The sequence below is a fragment of the Plantactinospora sp. B5E13 genome (assembly GCF_039871775.1).
Lineage (GTDB): Bacteria > Actinomycetota > Actinomycetes > Mycobacteriales > Micromonosporaceae > Plantactinospora.
This window is the reverse complement of record NZ_JBDPLT010000027.1, coordinates 24648-39150: the sequence shown is the minus strand read 5'-3', so window position 1 is coordinate 39150 and position 14503 is coordinate 24648. Positions and strand designations below refer to the sequence as shown.

Sequence of the window (14503 nt, the reverse complement as noted above, 5' to 3'; positions counted from 1 at the left end):
CCGTGGGACAGCGCGATCCGCGGATTGCGGTGGTCGGTGCGGGAATCGCCGGTCTGACCGTCGCGGCCGGGCTGACCCGGCTCGGGCTGGCCAGCACGGTTTTCGAGCAGGCGCCGCAGCTCGGAGAGGTCGGGGCCGGCCTGCAACTCGCGCCGAACGCCGTACGGCTGCTGCGCCGGCTCGGGCTCGGCCGCGAACTCGACCGGGTGGCGGTACGTCCGGAGGCGATCGAGATGCGCCGTTGGCAGGACGGCGAGCTGATCATGGTGACGGAACTCGGTGACGCCTGTGAACAGCGGTACGGCGCCCCGTACTACACGGTTCACCGAGCCGACCTGCACCGCTGCCTTCGCGCGTTGCTGCCCGACGACCCGGTGCGGCTCGGCCGGCGCTGCCGCTCGGTCAGCGAGCGGCCGGACGGGGTGGAGTTGGGCTTCGACACCGGGGAGGGCCACCGGGCCGACCTTGTCGTCGGCGCGGACGGCATCCATTCGGTGGTCCGGGCGGCCCTGCTTCCGGACCGGCCCCGTTTCTCCGGCGAGACGATCTACCGGGGCCTGGTTCGGGCGGATCGGCTGCCGAGCCTGGCGGAGCGTCCCCGGGTGCGGCTCTGGCTCGGTCCGGGCCGGCACGTGGTCTGCTATCCGGTGTCGGGCGGAGACTGGATCAGTTTCGGGGCGACGGTGCCCGCCGACGACTGGCAGGTCGAGTCCTGGTCGGCCGAGGCGGATCCGGGCGAGCTGCGCAAGGCGTACCAGGGTTGGCACCCGGACGTGGTCAACCTGCTGGCCGAGGCCGACCCGGTCCGCCGGTGGGCGTTACACGATCGGGACGCCGTGGACCGGTGGAGCACCGACCGGCTGACGCTCGTCGGCGACGCGGCGCACCCGATGCTGCCGTTCTTCGCCCAGGGTGCCAACCAGGCCGTGGAGGACGCGTTCGCCCTCGCCGCGTGCCTGGCCAGGACGGACGGCGGGGTCGCCGGGGCGTTGCGACGTTACGAGGAGGTCCGGGCGCCCCGGGTCGCACAGGTGCACCAGCGGTCGCGGGGCAACGCGACGGCACTGCACCTGCCCGACGGCGTGGCGCAACGGGACCGCGACGCGGCACTGCGTCACCGGGCCGACCTGTCGCACCAGGACTGGCTGTACGGACACGACGCGGAACTGGTCGGCACGGGCTGACGGTCGACCGCAAACGGGGAGGACAGGCATGGACAACAGCGGGATCAAGGGAACGGTGGCCATCGTCACCGGGGCCGGGCAGGGCATCGGCCGGGCGGTCGCACGTGACCTGACCGAACGTGGCGCCTGGGTGGCGGCGGTCGACCGCGATGCGCACCTGCTCGCCCGGACCGTGGAGGAGATCGGTACGGGGTGCACCGCCTTCGCCACCGATGTGCGCGACCCGGCGGCGGTGAGCCGTAGCGTGGACCTGGTCGAGGAGCGGCTCGGACCGGTCGGCATCCTGGTCAACGTCGCCGGGGTGCTGCCGATGGGCCCGCTCATCGAACTCACCGACGAGCAGTGGGAGGCGGCCTTCGCCGTCAACACGCACGGGGTGTTCCAGTTCTCCCGGGCGGTGGCCCGGGGGATGGTGCGTCGCGGCGGCGGCGCGATCGTCACGGTCAGCTCCAACGCGGCCTACCTGCCGAGGGTACGGATGGGTGCGTACGCGGCGTCGAAGGCGGCGGCGACGGCGTTCACCAAGTGCCTGGGTCTCGAACTCGCCGAACACGGCATCCGGTGCAACGTCGTTTCACCCGGCTCGACCGACACGCCGATGCTCCGGGGTCTGTGGACTGACGAGAGCGGCCCCCGTGCCACGCTCTCCGGGTCGTTGGAGTCGTATCGCACGGGGATTCCGCTGCGCAAACTGGCCAGGCCGGAGGACGTGGCCGAGGCGGTCGCGTTCCTGCTCTCCGACCGCGCCGGGCACATCACCATGCACGATCTGTGTGTGGATGGTGGGGCCACGCTCGGGGTGTGATCCCGGCGGCGGACCGGGCCGGCAGGGCGGTGCGGGATCAGGACCGCCAGGGTGGGGCAGGGCGTCCGGCCTGGCGGCTCGGGCCCGCGCCGACGGCACGACAGACGACGGGCGTGAACAGGCGGTCCGTCGGCGGGGCCGGCGCCCGGGCGCCGGCCCCGCACCCCCCGTGGGTCAGATACCGGGCTTGACCGATGTGCGCGGGACCGGTTCGAAGTCAGCCACCATCTTGGCCAACTCGATCCGGGAGTTGACCTTGAGCTTCCGGAAGATGCGCCGGAGGTGGTAGTTGACGGTGTGTGGCGAGAGGTATACGCGGCGGGCGATCTGCTGGTTGGTGAGCCCCTCACCGGCGAGTCGCGCGATCAACTGCTCGTTCTCGGCGAGGCCCGTCCAGACCGTGTCGAGTGGCGGCCGCTCGTCCGGTCGATGTCTCGCCGTTTCCTGTAACGCCGCGTGCAGATAGGTTGGGGCGCTGTCCCGGATCGCCCGCCACAGCAGCGTGTTGCAGAACGCCAGACGCGGGCCGTCCCCGGTTCTTATCAGCCCGGCGTCGATCGCCTCCTCGAACAGTGGCAGCAGGCTCGTGACCGGCTCGGTCATGAAGCTGGCCATGGCGATCGGGCAGAACTTCTCGTCGAGTACCGCGGCCATCTGCAGCATCCGGCGGCAGCGCGGCGAGAGCGCGTTGAGTCGTCCGCGTACGAGTTGGGTCACCCGCTCGGGCATGGTCTCGCGCAGGAGTTGGATGCGTCCGTCGACCTGGTGCAGCGCGCCCTCCTCGGCGAGTCCGGTGAGCAGCGCGGTCATCATCCGTGGGTTTCCCCCGGCCTGGGCGAGAAACGTCGAGAGCGCGGCTGACGGTGGAGCGTCGAGCATTTCGGTGACCAGTCGGGCGACCGCGTCGTCAGGCAGGTCGGCAAGGGCCGCGTAGCTCACCTCGTCGACGGGGACGGCGGTGAGCCGGTGTGGCGGGCGGACGGTGACCAACCAGGTGACGCTGGCCCGGTGGTTCCGGTTGAGGTGACGGATCTCGCGGGTCAGTTGGTCGGGATCGGCCAGGTGCGCGTCGTCGACAGCAACGAACAACGGGACGTCGAGGCTGGTCACCGCCGGACCGGCGTGTTCGGTCCGCGGTGGCGGCGGAGACACCCCGTCGCAGCAACTCGGACAGTCGGTCAGATCACGTCCGTCGAGCGGGCCGAGCACCTGGAGCCCCTGTTCGCGCGCGAGCGCGACCCCCTCCCGAAGCAGGTGGCTCTTGCCGACGCCCTCACCGCCCTCGACGACGAGTGCCCGGGTCGTCGTCGGGCCGTCGGACCGGACGATCAGGTCTGTCAGCTTGTCGATGGTGCCACGTCTGTCGTGCGTGATTCGCCACATTCTTCCCCCGTTCTACATGTGGTCGCATGCGTGTCGCTGGTCTCCTCAGGCCGGGATATTCCTCTCGGTCGTCGGCTCGCGGGCGCCAGCGGAGATTACCCGGCGTGCCTGTGAACCACCTCTGAAATAGTCTTCCATGTCGTCAACCCCGATTTGGGTACGCCTATCTCTGTCTCGACCGTCCACTCTGCGGCAATCGGCCAAAATCGGATGTCGGGCCCGGCGCCGCGCTGCGCTGGGCGGATAGCGGTCGCCCTGGCAAGGTTTCGTTTCCCTGCTGGTCGACGGCCGGTAACCGGGTCGACTTGTGGCTGCGGCGGAACCGCTCATGCCGTTCGTCCCGCCCGATTGTTTCTCTGGATCACGTCACGGGCATCGGGTGTATGCGTGATTCTCGTGGTGACGTGGGTCATCCACGTCGACGATCGAGGTTTACCAAATGGCGTGAACACGGGATGGTGGTCCGGCGGATCGAGGTTCTCGGTACGGATGGTTCGTTCGGCGGTCGGCGTCGGGTCGTCCGCACCCGCGCGGTCTCACCGGGAGACCGGCAGTCTGGCGCCGTGACCCCGGACTCCTCGCTGGTGATCCGACCACGGGTACGGAGGCGGAAGTCCGACGCGGTCGGTTCGCCCGGACGGGTGGGCGGATTGTGCGCCGGAATCCACCCGCCGGACGTGCGCGGGTGAGACGTCCGGTCAGACGCCGTCGACCTACCGGCCAGCGGGGCAGCCTGAGGTGCCTGTCTGCGGTAATGTGCGCGTTCGTTGTGCCACCCGGACTGTCGTCCGGCGGCACCGTGGCGCCGAACCCCCTCGGCGTACCCCTCTGCTTGTGTGTCCTGAAAGGAATAATGATGTCCGCTACCGGTCAGGCGGCCGGCCAGAAGTCCTGGCTCGTCGCGGTGCTGCTCTGCTTCTTCCTCGGCGGGTTCGGCGTGCACCGGTTCTACGTCGGCAAGATCGGCACCGGCATTCTCATGATCGTCACCTTCGGTGGCCTCGGCCTCTGGGTGCTGATCGACTTCATCATGATCCTCATCGGCAAGTTCACCGACAAGCAGGGCCTCGAGCTGGCCCGCTGACCCCGGTCGGTTACGACAGCGGCCCCGAACCGTCCGGTTCGGGGCCGCTGTCGTGGCTGCCTACGGACGGACTCAGTTTCCGGCGAGGTCGCGCAGGAACCTCTCCGCGATCGGGACGGCCGTGGCCGAACTCGACCCACCCTTCTCGACGAAAACCGCGATCGCGACGTCCCCCTGCCAGCCAACGAACCAGGCGTGGGTGTGCGCCGGGTTGTCGTCGTACTCGGCGGTGCCGGTCTTGCCGTAGACCGGTTTACCCGGCACGTCCCGCAGTGCGGTCGCGGTGCCGCCGGTGACCACCTCGCGCATCATGGTCCGCAGTGGTTCGACCGAGCCGGCCTTCAGCTGCGGGCCGGGCGGCGCGGACTCACCGGGAGCCGGTTCCAGGACCAGTTTCGGCTGCTGCCACTGGCCTCGGGCCACCCCGGCGGTGGCCGCCGCCATGGCCAGCGGGCTGACCAGCGTGGTGCCCTGCCCGAACGCGGCGGCGGCCCGTTCGGGGGCCGGACCGCCGGTCGAGACCTTGCCACTGAACGCGTCGACACCGAGCTGCCAGGTCCCCTCCAGGCCGAGGCTGCGGCCGGCGGCGGCCAGCCCGTCCGGGCCCAGCTTCGGCGCGAGTGCGGCGAACGCGGTGTTGCACGACTTGGCGAAGTCGACCCGGAACGGCACCGTGCCGAGCGCGAAGTTGTCGGAGTTCTTGAACGACCGTCCCTCCACGGTGAACGTCTTCGGGCAGTCGACCGGAGTGTCGAGGGCGACCGCACCGGCGTCGAGCAGGCCGAGCGCGCTCACCATCTTGAAGGTGGAGCCGGGCGGCACCTGGGCGGTGAAGGCGAGGTTCTCGGCGGTGTTGCCGTTGGCGGCGGCGAGTACGGTGCCGTCGCTGATCCGTACCGCGACCAGGGCGCTGCGTTGTCGGACACCCTGTAGCGCGTTGTCGGCCGCGGTCTGGGTCGGTACGTCGAGGGTGGTCTTCACCGGGGCGCCCTGTTTCGGCTCCTGCCGGAACAGCTCGGTGCCGGTCGGGGTGACCGAACCGTCGGGCCGCCTGCTCGCGATGATCACACTGGTGCCGACCGTGCCGCGCAACTGCTTCTCGTACCGGCCCTGGAGACCACCGTGTCCGACCGTGTCGCCGAGTTCGTAAACCCCGGGGTCGGCCGTCATGTCGTCGGCCTGGACCGGATCGACCGAGCCGAGCAGGGCCCGGGCGAAGTCCCGGGTCGGGGCGAGTTCGCGTTGCTCGTCGCGGAACTTCGTGCCCGGCAGGTCGTAGATCCGGGGCTTGATCTGCAGGTACGCCTCCCGGCGCAGGCTCACCACGTCGACGAAGGCGTTCGGCTTCGCCTCCTTCAGCCGGTCCGGCAGGTCGGAGACATCGATCGGGGGCTCGATCCGGGGCCGGATCGCCCGGAACGCCGCGTCCAGCTTCTTCGCCAGGTCCGGTGCGTCGGTCACCTGGTCCGGCTGCACGCCGACCAGGACCACCGGCCGGGGGCGGACGATCTCCGCGCCGGCCGCGTCGGTGATCGGCGCCCGGGCTGCCGGTAGCCGACGTACCGCCAGCTGGTCTCCGCTGGTGAGCTGCGGCTGGACCACCTTCGGCTCCCAGATGATCTGCCAGTTGTCGTCGTCGCCACGCGTGAGACGCAGCTCGGACGGGTAGCTCCAGTGGGTGTCACCCGGCAACGTCCAGTCGACCCGTACCGTGGCGGTCGCGCGGTTCTCTGTGATCTTCGCCGCACCCTCCCGACGGAGCGCGGGTGGGGTCTTGGCCAGGTCGCCGGAGAGTTGTTTGATCTCCTCGGCCACGTCCGTGGCCGGGACCCGCTGCCCGGCGGGGTTGCGGAAGCCGACCGGGTTGAGGTCACCGCCGCGCCAGCCGGCGAGGAACGCGTCGACCGCCTGCTCCGGCCCGGGGGACTCGGAGCAGGCGGCGAGGGATCCGGTGCCGAGCAGTAGGCCGGCGAGGGCGAGGACCGGCAGTCGACGCCGTGCCCACCGGAGAGGAGGTCGATGGGGTGGATACCGCAAGCGCATGCCGTGTCGTCACCTTTCGGGTGTGCCCGCCGCCGTGACAGCCACCGGCGGCAGCATGACGGTAGTACGCCGCCGCCCGTCCATGCGCCCGCGTGCCGGACTTCCGGTGGCGGACCCGGTGCGGTGGGTGATGGCAGGGGCAGTGTGGGTAATCCGGGGCGGGCGTGCCCGCTATCCGCAACGGGTGACGGGACAACGTCCAGCTCCGGACGTCCGGCCGGCGGTCCGCTGACAGGCGGGTGGATCGGCAGGGCCTAGTCTGGGCGGAGAGTGACCCACGGCGTGGTGGGTCGAGGGGAGTGGCACCGATGAACCGGCGTCCGGCGATCACACCGGAACCCGCTCTTCGGCCGGCTTACGCTGGTCGGGACGACAGCTACGATTCGGCGGTCGACGACGACGGGGCGGGTTCTCGGCTCGCCTCGGGGGTCACCGGCGTGCCGGGGGCCAGCATCGACACCCTGTACGACCTGGGCTTACCCGCGGAGGCGCTGGCCGACGACGTCGAGGACGCGGATCTCGACGAGCCGGTGCCGAACGCCGAGCGGCTGGTCGCCCAGGCGGTGGCGCTGGCCGGCGACGACCACGACGTGGCGACCCTGGTCGACCGGTTCTGGCGGTTCGCCCCGGACGAGGAGCTGATCGGGTTCACCGCGGAGGAGATGCTGGCCGCCGCGCGGGAGCATCGGGAGTTGGCCCGGCAGCGGGTGCCGGGCGAGTTGAAGTTGCGGATTCACGAGCCGGCGCCGGAGCAGCAGCACACCGTCATTGAGATCGTTACAGACGATATGCCCTTTTTGGTGGATTCGGTCACCGCGCTGCTCACCGGCCACCACCTTGACGTCCACCTGTTGGTGCACCCGCTGGTCGTGGTCCGCCGGGAGCCGCTCGGCCGGTTGACCGAGGTCGCAGCCGACGTCGAGCCGGACGACGCGATCGACGGCGACATCGTGGAAAGTTGGATGCGGATCGAGGTGGATCCGATCCGCGGCGACCAGGACCGGGCCCGACTCCGGTCCGAGCTGCAGCGGGTACTGACCGATGTCCGGGAGGCGGTGGAGGACTGGCCGAAGATGCGCCAGCGGGCCCTCGCCCTCGCCGACGAGCTGGCCGCCGCCCGTACGGCGGAGAACCGCCCACCGGTGCCGGAAAAGGACATCACCGACTCGGTGGAGCTGCTCCGCTGGTTGGCCCACGAACACTTCACGTTCCTCGGCTACCGCGAGTACCGCCTCGTCGACACCGAGAACGGGAGCGCGTTGCAGGCGGTGCTCGGCACCGGCCTCGGCATCCTGCGCCAGGACTCCACCATCCCGCGCACGCTCTCCTCGATGACTCCGGAGGCGGCCGCCAAGGTGCGGGAGAAGCGTCTGCTGATCATCACCAAGGCGAACTCCCGGGCGACCGTGCACCGCTCGGCGTACCTGGACTACATCGGGTTCAAGATCTTCAACGAGGCCGGCGAGGTGGTCGGCGAGCGGCGGTTCCTCGGCCTGCTCGCCACCGCGGCGTACCGGACCAGCGTCCGGGAACTGCCGGTGGTCCGACGCAAGGTCGCCGAGGTGCTGGACCGCTCCGGGCTCAGCCCGCGCAGCCACTCCGGCAAGGACCTGCTGCAGATCCTGGAAACCTACCCCCGCGACGAGCTCTTCCAGATCAAGACCGACGACCTCTACCAGGCGGTCATCGGCGTGCTCCGGATGGCCGGCCGCCGCCAGTTGCGGGTCTTCCTGCGCCGCGACGGCTACGGCCGGTTCATCTCCTGCCTGATCTACCTGCCCCGGGACCGGTTCACCACCCAGAACCGGTTGCGCATGCAGGAGATCCTGCTCCGTGAGTTGAACGGGGTCGGCGTCGACTACACCACCCGGGTGACCGAGTCCATGCTCGCCCGGGTGCACTTCATCGTCCGGACCGACCCGGCCAACCCGCCCGGCGACCTCGACGCCGATCTGCTCGCCGAGGAACTGGCCGACGCCACCCGACTCTGGGACGACGACTACCGGCTGGTGTTGGAACGCAAGCTCGGTGACGAGCAGGCCAAACACCTCTTCACCCGGTACGCCGACGCCTTCCCCGAGGGGTACAAGGACGGGCACACCCCGTACGAGGCGATGAAGGACCTCGCCAAGCTGGAACTGCTCGAGGAGCCGGGCCAGCTCGAGATGCACATGTTCCGCAAGTTCGCCCCGCCCCGCCCGACCGCGGCGGTGGGCACGGAGGCGGAGGGTGGCAAGCCGGCCGCCGCCGAGGACGTCCGGTTCAAGGTTTACCGGTACGGCGAGCCGATGATGCTCTCCGCCGTCCTGCCCGTCCTGCACTCGCTCGGGGTACGGGTGGTCGACGAGCACCCGTACGAGGTGGAGCGGATCGACGGCCGGATCTACCTCTACGACTTCGGCCTCGAGTTGCCGGACGGTGCCCGCGACCTGACCGAGGTCCGGCCCCACGTGGAGAACGCCTTTTCCGCCACCTGGCGGGGCGAGGCCGAGGTCGACGGCTTCAACGAGCTGGTGCTGCGCGGCGGGCTGACCTGGCGGCAGGTGGTGGTGCTGCGGGCGTACGCGAAGTACCTGCGGCAGGCGGGAACCGTCTTCTCACAGGACTACATGGAGTCCACCTTCATTGCGTACCCGGAACTCGCCGGGTCGCTTGTCGACCTCTTCGAGACCCGGTTCTCGCCGCTGCTCGGGCTGACCGCCGAGGAGCGCACGCTGCGCAGCAAGGAACTGGTCACCTCGATCGGGCAGCAGCTCGACGAGGTGAGCAGCCTCGACCAGGACCGGATCCTGCGGTCGTACCTGACGCTGATCCAGGCCACCCTGCGGACGAGTTTCTACCAGCGGCGTACCGACGGGCGGCCGAAGCCGTACGTGGCGTTCAAGCTCGACCCGCAGGCGGTGCCGGACCTGCCGGCACCGCGCCCGAAGTACGAGATCTTCGTCTACTCGCCGCGTTTCGAGGGTGTGCACCTGCGGTTCGGCCCGGTGGCCCGGGGCGGTATCCGCTGGTCGGACCGGCGGGAGGACTTCCGGACCGAGGTGCTCGGCCTGGTCAAGGCGCAGATGGTGAAGAACGCGGTGATCGTGCCGGTCGGTGCCAAGGGCGGCTTCGTGTTGAAGCAGAAGCCGGGGGACCGGGACGAGGCGGTCGCCTGCTACCAGGAGTTCATCTCCGCCATGCTGGACGTGACCGACAACCTGGTCGGCGGGCGGATCGTGCCGCCGCAGGAGGTGGTCCGGCACGACGGCGACGACCCGTACCTGGTGGTGGCGGCGGACAAGGGAACGGCGACCTTCTCCGACATCGCCAACGAGATCTCGGTACGCAACGGGTTCTGGATGGCCGACGCGTTCGCCTCCGGCGGCTCGGCCGGCTACGACCACAAGAAGATGGGGATCACCGCCCGGGGTGCCTGGGAGTCGGTGAAGCGGCACTTCCGGGACATGGGGATCGACACCCAGAGCCAGGACTTCACCGTGGTCGGGGTCGGTGACATGTCCGGCGACGTCTTCGGCAACGGGATGTTGCTCTCCGAGCACATCCGGCTGGTGGCCGCCTTCGACCACCGGCACATCTTCCTGGACCCGAACCCGGACGCGGCCGTCTCGTACGCCGAGCGGCGGCGGCTGTTCGACGTCCCGCGGTCGTCGTGGGCGGACTACAACGCCGAGCTGATCTCGGCCGGTGGTGGCGTCTTCCCGCGTACCGCGAAGTCGATCACGATCACCCCGGAGGTCCGGGCGGCGCTCGACCTCGACTCCGGGACCGAGTCGATGTCGCCGCCGGAGCTGATGCGGGCGATCCTGACCGCGCCGGTCGACCTGTTCTGGAACGGCGGCATCGGCACCTACGTGAAGGCGTCGTCGGAGTCGAACGCCGAGGTCGGGGACAAGTCCAACGACCCGATCCGGGTGGACGGCAAGGACCTGCGCTGCCGGGTGGTCGGCGAGGGCGGCAACCTGGGCTTCACCCAGGTCGGCCGGATCGAGTACGCCGTCGCGGGCGGCCGGATCTTCACCGACTTCATCGACAACGCGGCCGGGGTGGACACCTCCGACCACGAGGTGAACATCAAGATCCTGCTCGGCGCGTCGGTCGCCGACGGCGAGCTGACCCGCGAGGATCGGGACACGTTGCTGGCCGAGATGACCGACGAGGTCACCGAACTGGTGCTGCGGGACAACTACGACCAGGCCCGGGCGATCGGCAACGCGCTGGCCCAGGCGCCGTCGCTGCTGCCGGTGCACCGCCGGATGATCAGCGACTTCGAGCGGGCCGGTCACCTCAACCGGGAGCTGGAGGCGCTGCCGCCGGACGAGGAGCTGGCGGTCCGGACCGACTCCGGACTCACCGCGCCGGAGTTCGCGGTGCTGCTGGCGTACGTCAAGATCGTGCTGGAGCGGGAGATCCTGGCCGACAGCCTGCCCGACGAGGAGTGGACCTCGGAGGTGCTCGCCGGCTACTTCCCGACCCCGCTGCGCGAGCGGTACGCCGACCGGATGGCGGAGCACCGGCTGCGCCGGGACATCGTCACCACGGTCCTGGTCAACGAGGCGGTCAACCGGGGCGGCATCTCGTTCATCTACCGGGTGGTGGAGGAGACCGGTGCCTCGGCGGCGGACGTGATCCGGGCGTACGTGGTGGTCCGGGAGGTGTTCCGGCTGGGCGAGGTCTGGGCCGACATCGAGGCGCTGGACAACCGGGTGCCGACCGAGGTGCAGACCGCGATCTACCTGGACACCCGTCGACTGCTCGACCGCGCGGTCCGCTGGCTGGTCACCAACCGGCGTTCGCCGATCGACGTACCGACCGAGATCGACCGGCTCAGCGACGGGGTGGCCCGGCTCCTGCCCGAGCTGGGAAACCTCTTCGTGGGTGGCGAGCGGGCGGCGCTGGAGGCGCACATCGAGTTCTCGGTGGAGCGGGGCCTGCCCCGGGACCTGGCGGAGCGGGCGACCCGGCTGATGTACAGCTTCGGCCTGCTCGACGTGGTGGAGACCGCCGCCGGCACCGGACGCGACGTCGGCGAGGTGGCTTCGGTCTACTTTGTCCTGTCGGACCGGTTCCGGGTCGACTCGCTGCTGTCGAAGATCTCCCTGCTGCCCCGGGAGGACCGTTGGCAGACGCTGGCCCGGATGGCGCTGCGTTACGACCTGTACGCGGCACTGGCCGCACTCACCGCCGAGGTGCTCGGCGCCACGTCGGCCGATCTGCCGCCGGAGGAGCGGGTGCAGGAGTGGGAGCGGTCGAACGCCATCTCGATCACCCGTACCCGTAAGGCGATCGGGGAGTTCGACGAGTCGCGGGCCGACCTGGCGGCGCTCTCGGTTCTGTTGCGGCAGATCCGCACCCTGGTGCGTACCTCGGCGGCGGGCTGACCGCCGTCGCGGGTGAATCGGTCACGACGTTGTCGCCGAGGTCCGATCGGACCTCGGCGACAACCCGGTGTGTGACGGTGCGGTTCCCGGTCAGCCGGTCCGGGTCGCCGACACCACGATGTTGTTGGGGTAGCTGCCCTTCTTCCGGTCGAAGACACCGCCGCAGGTGACCACCTGGAGTCGGGCGTCGTCGCTGCTCCCGTAGACGAGCTCGGCCGGGAACGCGGTCTTCGGGTACGACCTGACGGTGTCGACGGCGAACCGTACGACACTGCCGTCGGCGCGGGTCACCTGGATCCGGTCGCCGGGTTTGAGCGCGCCGAGCCGGAAGAAGACGGCCGGGCCCATCGCGGCCGAGTCGACGTGCCCGACCACCACGGCGTTGCCGATCTCCCCGGGGCTGACCCCGACCTTGTACCAGCCGGCGAGGTGCGCCTGCTTCAGCGACGGCACCTGGACCGTGCCGTCGGCGTTCAGCCCGACCGAGATGATCGTGGCGTTGACCTTGATCTTCGGGATGGTGATCTTCACGGGTTCGGACCGGGGCAGCGGTGCGGGTCCGGTCGGGGACGGCCGACCCGGGCCGGTGGGTGGGGTGGCCTGGCCCGGGGTCGGCCCGCTCTCGGTCCAGCCGGACGCCCAGTCGGGCTCGGGTTCCGGCCCGGGCTCCACGTCCACGCCGGACTCCTCGCCGAGCTCCGGGGTCGGATCGAGTGCGGCGCCGGTCACCACGTCGGCCGGCTGAGGCGGTTGGGCCGGTGCCGGATTGAGGCCCGCGGTGAGCGTCGCGGTGCCGCCGAGGGCGAGGAGGGCGACCAGAAGTACGCCGGCGGCACGCCACGGTCGCCCGTGCCGGCCGCCGGCGCTCCCGGTGTCCACCTCAGGCGAGCGAGCCATCGGTGCGACGTCGGCGCATCAGCAGGAAGCCGCCGACCGCGGCTGCCCCGAGCATTCCGGCCCCCGCCACGGCCCGGCTGCCGTCGGTGGTGGCGCCACCGTCACCGCCGGGAACGGCGCCCGCCGGCAGTACGACGATGGTTCCGATGCCGCAGGAGCCCTTGGCGGCGTAGTGGCCGGGCTTGGTCTTCCACGGCACCTTCGCCCAGGCCCAGTACCGGTAGGTGTGCCGGTGGCCGTCGGCCTGGCCGCCCTCTCCGCCGCTGCGGGCCTGCGGCTGGAGGTCGTCCGGCAGTCCGGGCTGCCCGTCGCCCGGCAGGCCCGGTTGCTCCCCGCCGCCGCTGGGCGGCTGCGGTTCGCCCCCTCCGGGCTGGCCCGGCTGACCCGGCTGGCCCGGCTGACCGGGGGGCGTCGGCTGGACAACCTCGTCGTCGTCACCGTTCGCCGGTGGCTCCTGCCCGTTGGGCGTCACCGGCTTGAGTCGGAGCTTGCCCGTGATCTTGGAGGAGGCCCAGGCGCGCTCTTCCGGGGAGAAGCAGGTCAAGGTGATCTTGAACTTGGCTCCCGGCTTCACGCCCTTCGGCTCGGTCTTGAGGTAGCCCCGGTACCCCGGGTCGTGGCGGGGTCCGTCGTCCGCCACGGCGGTTCCGGGTGCGCAGATCAATAACGACGCGGCGCCGAGACCCGCGCCCGCCATCACCTTTCCCAGCAACTTCCTACTCATGACGCGTAGTCACTCCTTCCCCGTTGGGTTGGCCCGACGAGAGCCGGGCTAGGACTGACGCTAGTTAGTTTGTGAGTCGATGTCGCGATTATGGCTGTTTCGGATATCCGATCGCCTTCGGGTGGTAGAGAGGCTTTTGCGTTTACTGCGCGGTTGCTGCCTCACTCCCCGGTCTGGGGGTTAGCTGCGCTCCTGACCGGTCTTCCGACCAGGGCGGGTACGACGCACTCGGGGGCGGCGCTTCAAGCGCCGCCCCCGAGCGTCGTGACCGTTCGCCGGCCGTGCCTAGTCGGCCAGCGTGGCGAACGCGATGATGTTGTCCGGATACGAACCGACCCGCTCGTCGAAGTCGCCCCCACAGGTCACCAGGCGAAGCCCTGGCCGCGACGCGGGGCCGTAGACGAGCTCGGTGGGAAAGTTCGTCTTCGGGTAGGACTTGACGCTGTCGACAACAAACGCGGCGGTGGAGCCGTCCTTCCGGACCACCTCGATCCGGTCACCCGGCAGCAGGGCGCCGAGTCGGAAGAAGACCGCCGGCCCGAGCTCCCTGGAGTCGACGTGACCGACGATCACGGAGTTGCCCGACTCGCCGGGAGCCGGACCGGGCTGGTACCAGCCGGCAAGGTGCGCCTTGCTCAGCGGAGGTACCTGGACCATGCCCTCGGGGGTGACCCCGACCGGCATGATCGCCGCGGCGACCCCGATTTTCGAGATGTTCACCAGTACCGGCTCGGACCGGGGCAGAGCCCTGGTACCCGGCGTGGGGTCGGGGGTCGGCGACACCGGATCGGGCAGCTCGGATCCGTCCGCCGGTCCGGTCGTCGACGGGTCGACGTTGCCCGGCGCCGCGGCAGGCTGCGGTTGCGGTGGGGTGACGGGATCCGGCGCGTTCCACGCGGCACCGATCAGGCCCGCCCCGACCAGGGCGAGCAGGGCGACGAAGCCGATGCCGGCGGCTCGCCACGGTTTCCCGGGACGGCCGCCGGCTCCGCTCGTCACCGC

The 14503-nt window shown here is 70.4% G+C and carries 9 protein-coding genes; 4 read left to right on the top strand and 5 right to left on the bottom strand.

What is annotated here, in order from left to right; translation table 11 throughout:
- Window positions 1–2 precede the first annotated feature (2 nt).
- Together ABGB05_RS23065 and ABGB05_RS23060 are read left to right on the top strand one after the other, a co-directional pair.
- Window positions 3–1184 carry an FAD-dependent monooxygenase gene (locus tag ABGB05_RS23065; RefSeq protein ID WP_347655548.1) on the top strand — a complete coding sequence of 394 codons (1182 nt, stop codon included), beginning with the start codon at window positions 3–5 and terminating at the stop codon, window positions 1182–1184.
- A 28-nt stretch (window positions 1185–1212) separates the two neighbouring features.
- Entirely contained in the window at window positions 1213–1989 is a 777-nt protein-coding gene (locus tag ABGB05_RS23060) for a 2,3-dihydro-2,3-dihydroxybenzoate dehydrogenase (RefSeq protein ID WP_347655547.1), read from the top strand.
- 174 nt (window positions 1990–2163) lie between these two features.
- On the opposite strand, the gene ABGB05_RS23055 is transcribed toward ABGB05_RS23060, so the two are convergent.
- Window positions 2164–3372, bottom strand: coding sequence for a LuxR C-terminal-related transcriptional regulator (locus tag ABGB05_RS23055; protein ID WP_347655546.1), 1209 nt, complete (start codon window positions 3370–3372; stop codon window positions 2164–2166).
- Between the two features lie 856 nt (window positions 3373–4228).
- On the opposite strand from ABGB05_RS23055, the gene ABGB05_RS23050 reads away from it, so the two are divergent.
- A complete protein-coding gene (locus ABGB05_RS23050) occupies window positions 4229–4456 on the top strand; it encodes a TM2 domain-containing protein (protein ID WP_347655545.1) in 228 nt (75 codons plus the stop codon).
- A gap of 72 nt (window positions 4457–4528) precedes the next feature.
- Here the strand turns inward: ABGB05_RS23050 and ABGB05_RS23045 are convergent, their stop codons facing one another.
- A complete protein-coding gene (locus tag ABGB05_RS23045) occupies window positions 4529–6499 on the bottom strand; it encodes a penicillin-binding transpeptidase domain-containing protein (protein WP_347655544.1) in 1971 nt (656 codons plus the stop codon).
- A gap of 308 nt (window positions 6500–6807) precedes the next feature.
- On the opposite strand from ABGB05_RS23045, the gene ABGB05_RS23040 reads away from it, so the two are divergent.
- Window positions 6808–11880, top strand: coding sequence for an NAD-glutamate dehydrogenase (locus tag ABGB05_RS23040; protein WP_347655543.1), 5073 nt, complete (start codon window positions 6808–6810; stop codon window positions 11878–11880).
- Between the two features lie 90 nt (window positions 11881–11970).
- Here the strand turns inward: ABGB05_RS23040 and ABGB05_RS23035 are convergent, their stop codons facing one another.
- The 3 genes from ABGB05_RS23035 to ABGB05_RS23025 all read right to left on the bottom strand — a co-directional run bounded on the left by ABGB05_RS23035 (window position 11971) and on the right by ABGB05_RS23025 (window position 14500).
- Window positions 11971–12777 (bottom strand): class F sortase, encoded by an 807-nt coding sequence (locus ABGB05_RS23035; RefSeq protein ID WP_347655542.1) that lies wholly within the window; start codon window positions 12775–12777, stop codon window positions 11971–11973.
- Window positions 12761–13501: a hypothetical protein gene (locus ABGB05_RS23030; RefSeq protein WP_347655541.1), complete on the bottom strand. Its 741-nt coding sequence runs from the start codon at window positions 13499–13501 to the stop codon at window positions 12761–12763. The genes ABGB05_RS23035 and ABGB05_RS23030 overlap by 17 nt, the downstream gene beginning before the upstream one ends.
- 285 nt (window positions 13502–13786) lie before the next feature.
- Window positions 13787–14500 carry a class F sortase gene (locus tag ABGB05_RS23025; protein ID WP_347655540.1) on the bottom strand — a complete coding sequence of 238 codons (714 nt, stop codon included), beginning with the start codon at window positions 14498–14500 and terminating at the stop codon, window positions 13787–13789.
- Window positions 14501–14503: the final 3 nt, after the last annotated feature.

Bases quoted from the DNA above. Each gene is read 5' to 3' on its own strand.
- ABGB05_RS23060 (WP_347655547.1), top strand. From the start codon at position 1,213: ATGGACAACAGCGGGATCAAGGGAACGGTGGCCATCGTCACCGGGGCC.
- ABGB05_RS23055 (WP_347655546.1), bottom strand. From the start codon at position 3,372: ATGTGGCGAATCACGCACGACAGACGTGGCACCATCGACAAGCTGACA.
- ABGB05_RS23050 (WP_347655545.1), top strand. From the start codon at position 4,229: ATGTCCGCTACCGGTCAGGCGGCCGGCCAGAAGTCCTGGCTCGTCGCG.
- ABGB05_RS23045 (WP_347655544.1), bottom strand. From the start codon at position 6,499: ATGCGCTTGCGGTATCCACCCCATCGACCTCCTCTCCGGTGGGCACGG.
- ABGB05_RS23040 (WP_347655543.1), top strand. From the start codon at position 6,808: ATGAACCGGCGTCCGGCGATCACACCGGAACCCGCTCTTCGGCCGGCT.
- ABGB05_RS23035 (WP_347655542.1), bottom strand. From the start codon at position 12,777: ATGGCTCGCTCGCCTGAGGTGGACACCGGGAGCGCCGGCGGCCGGCAC.
- ABGB05_RS23030 (WP_347655541.1), bottom strand. From the start codon at position 13,501: ATGAGTAGGAAGTTGCTGGGAAAGGTGATGGCGGGCGCGGGTCTCGGC.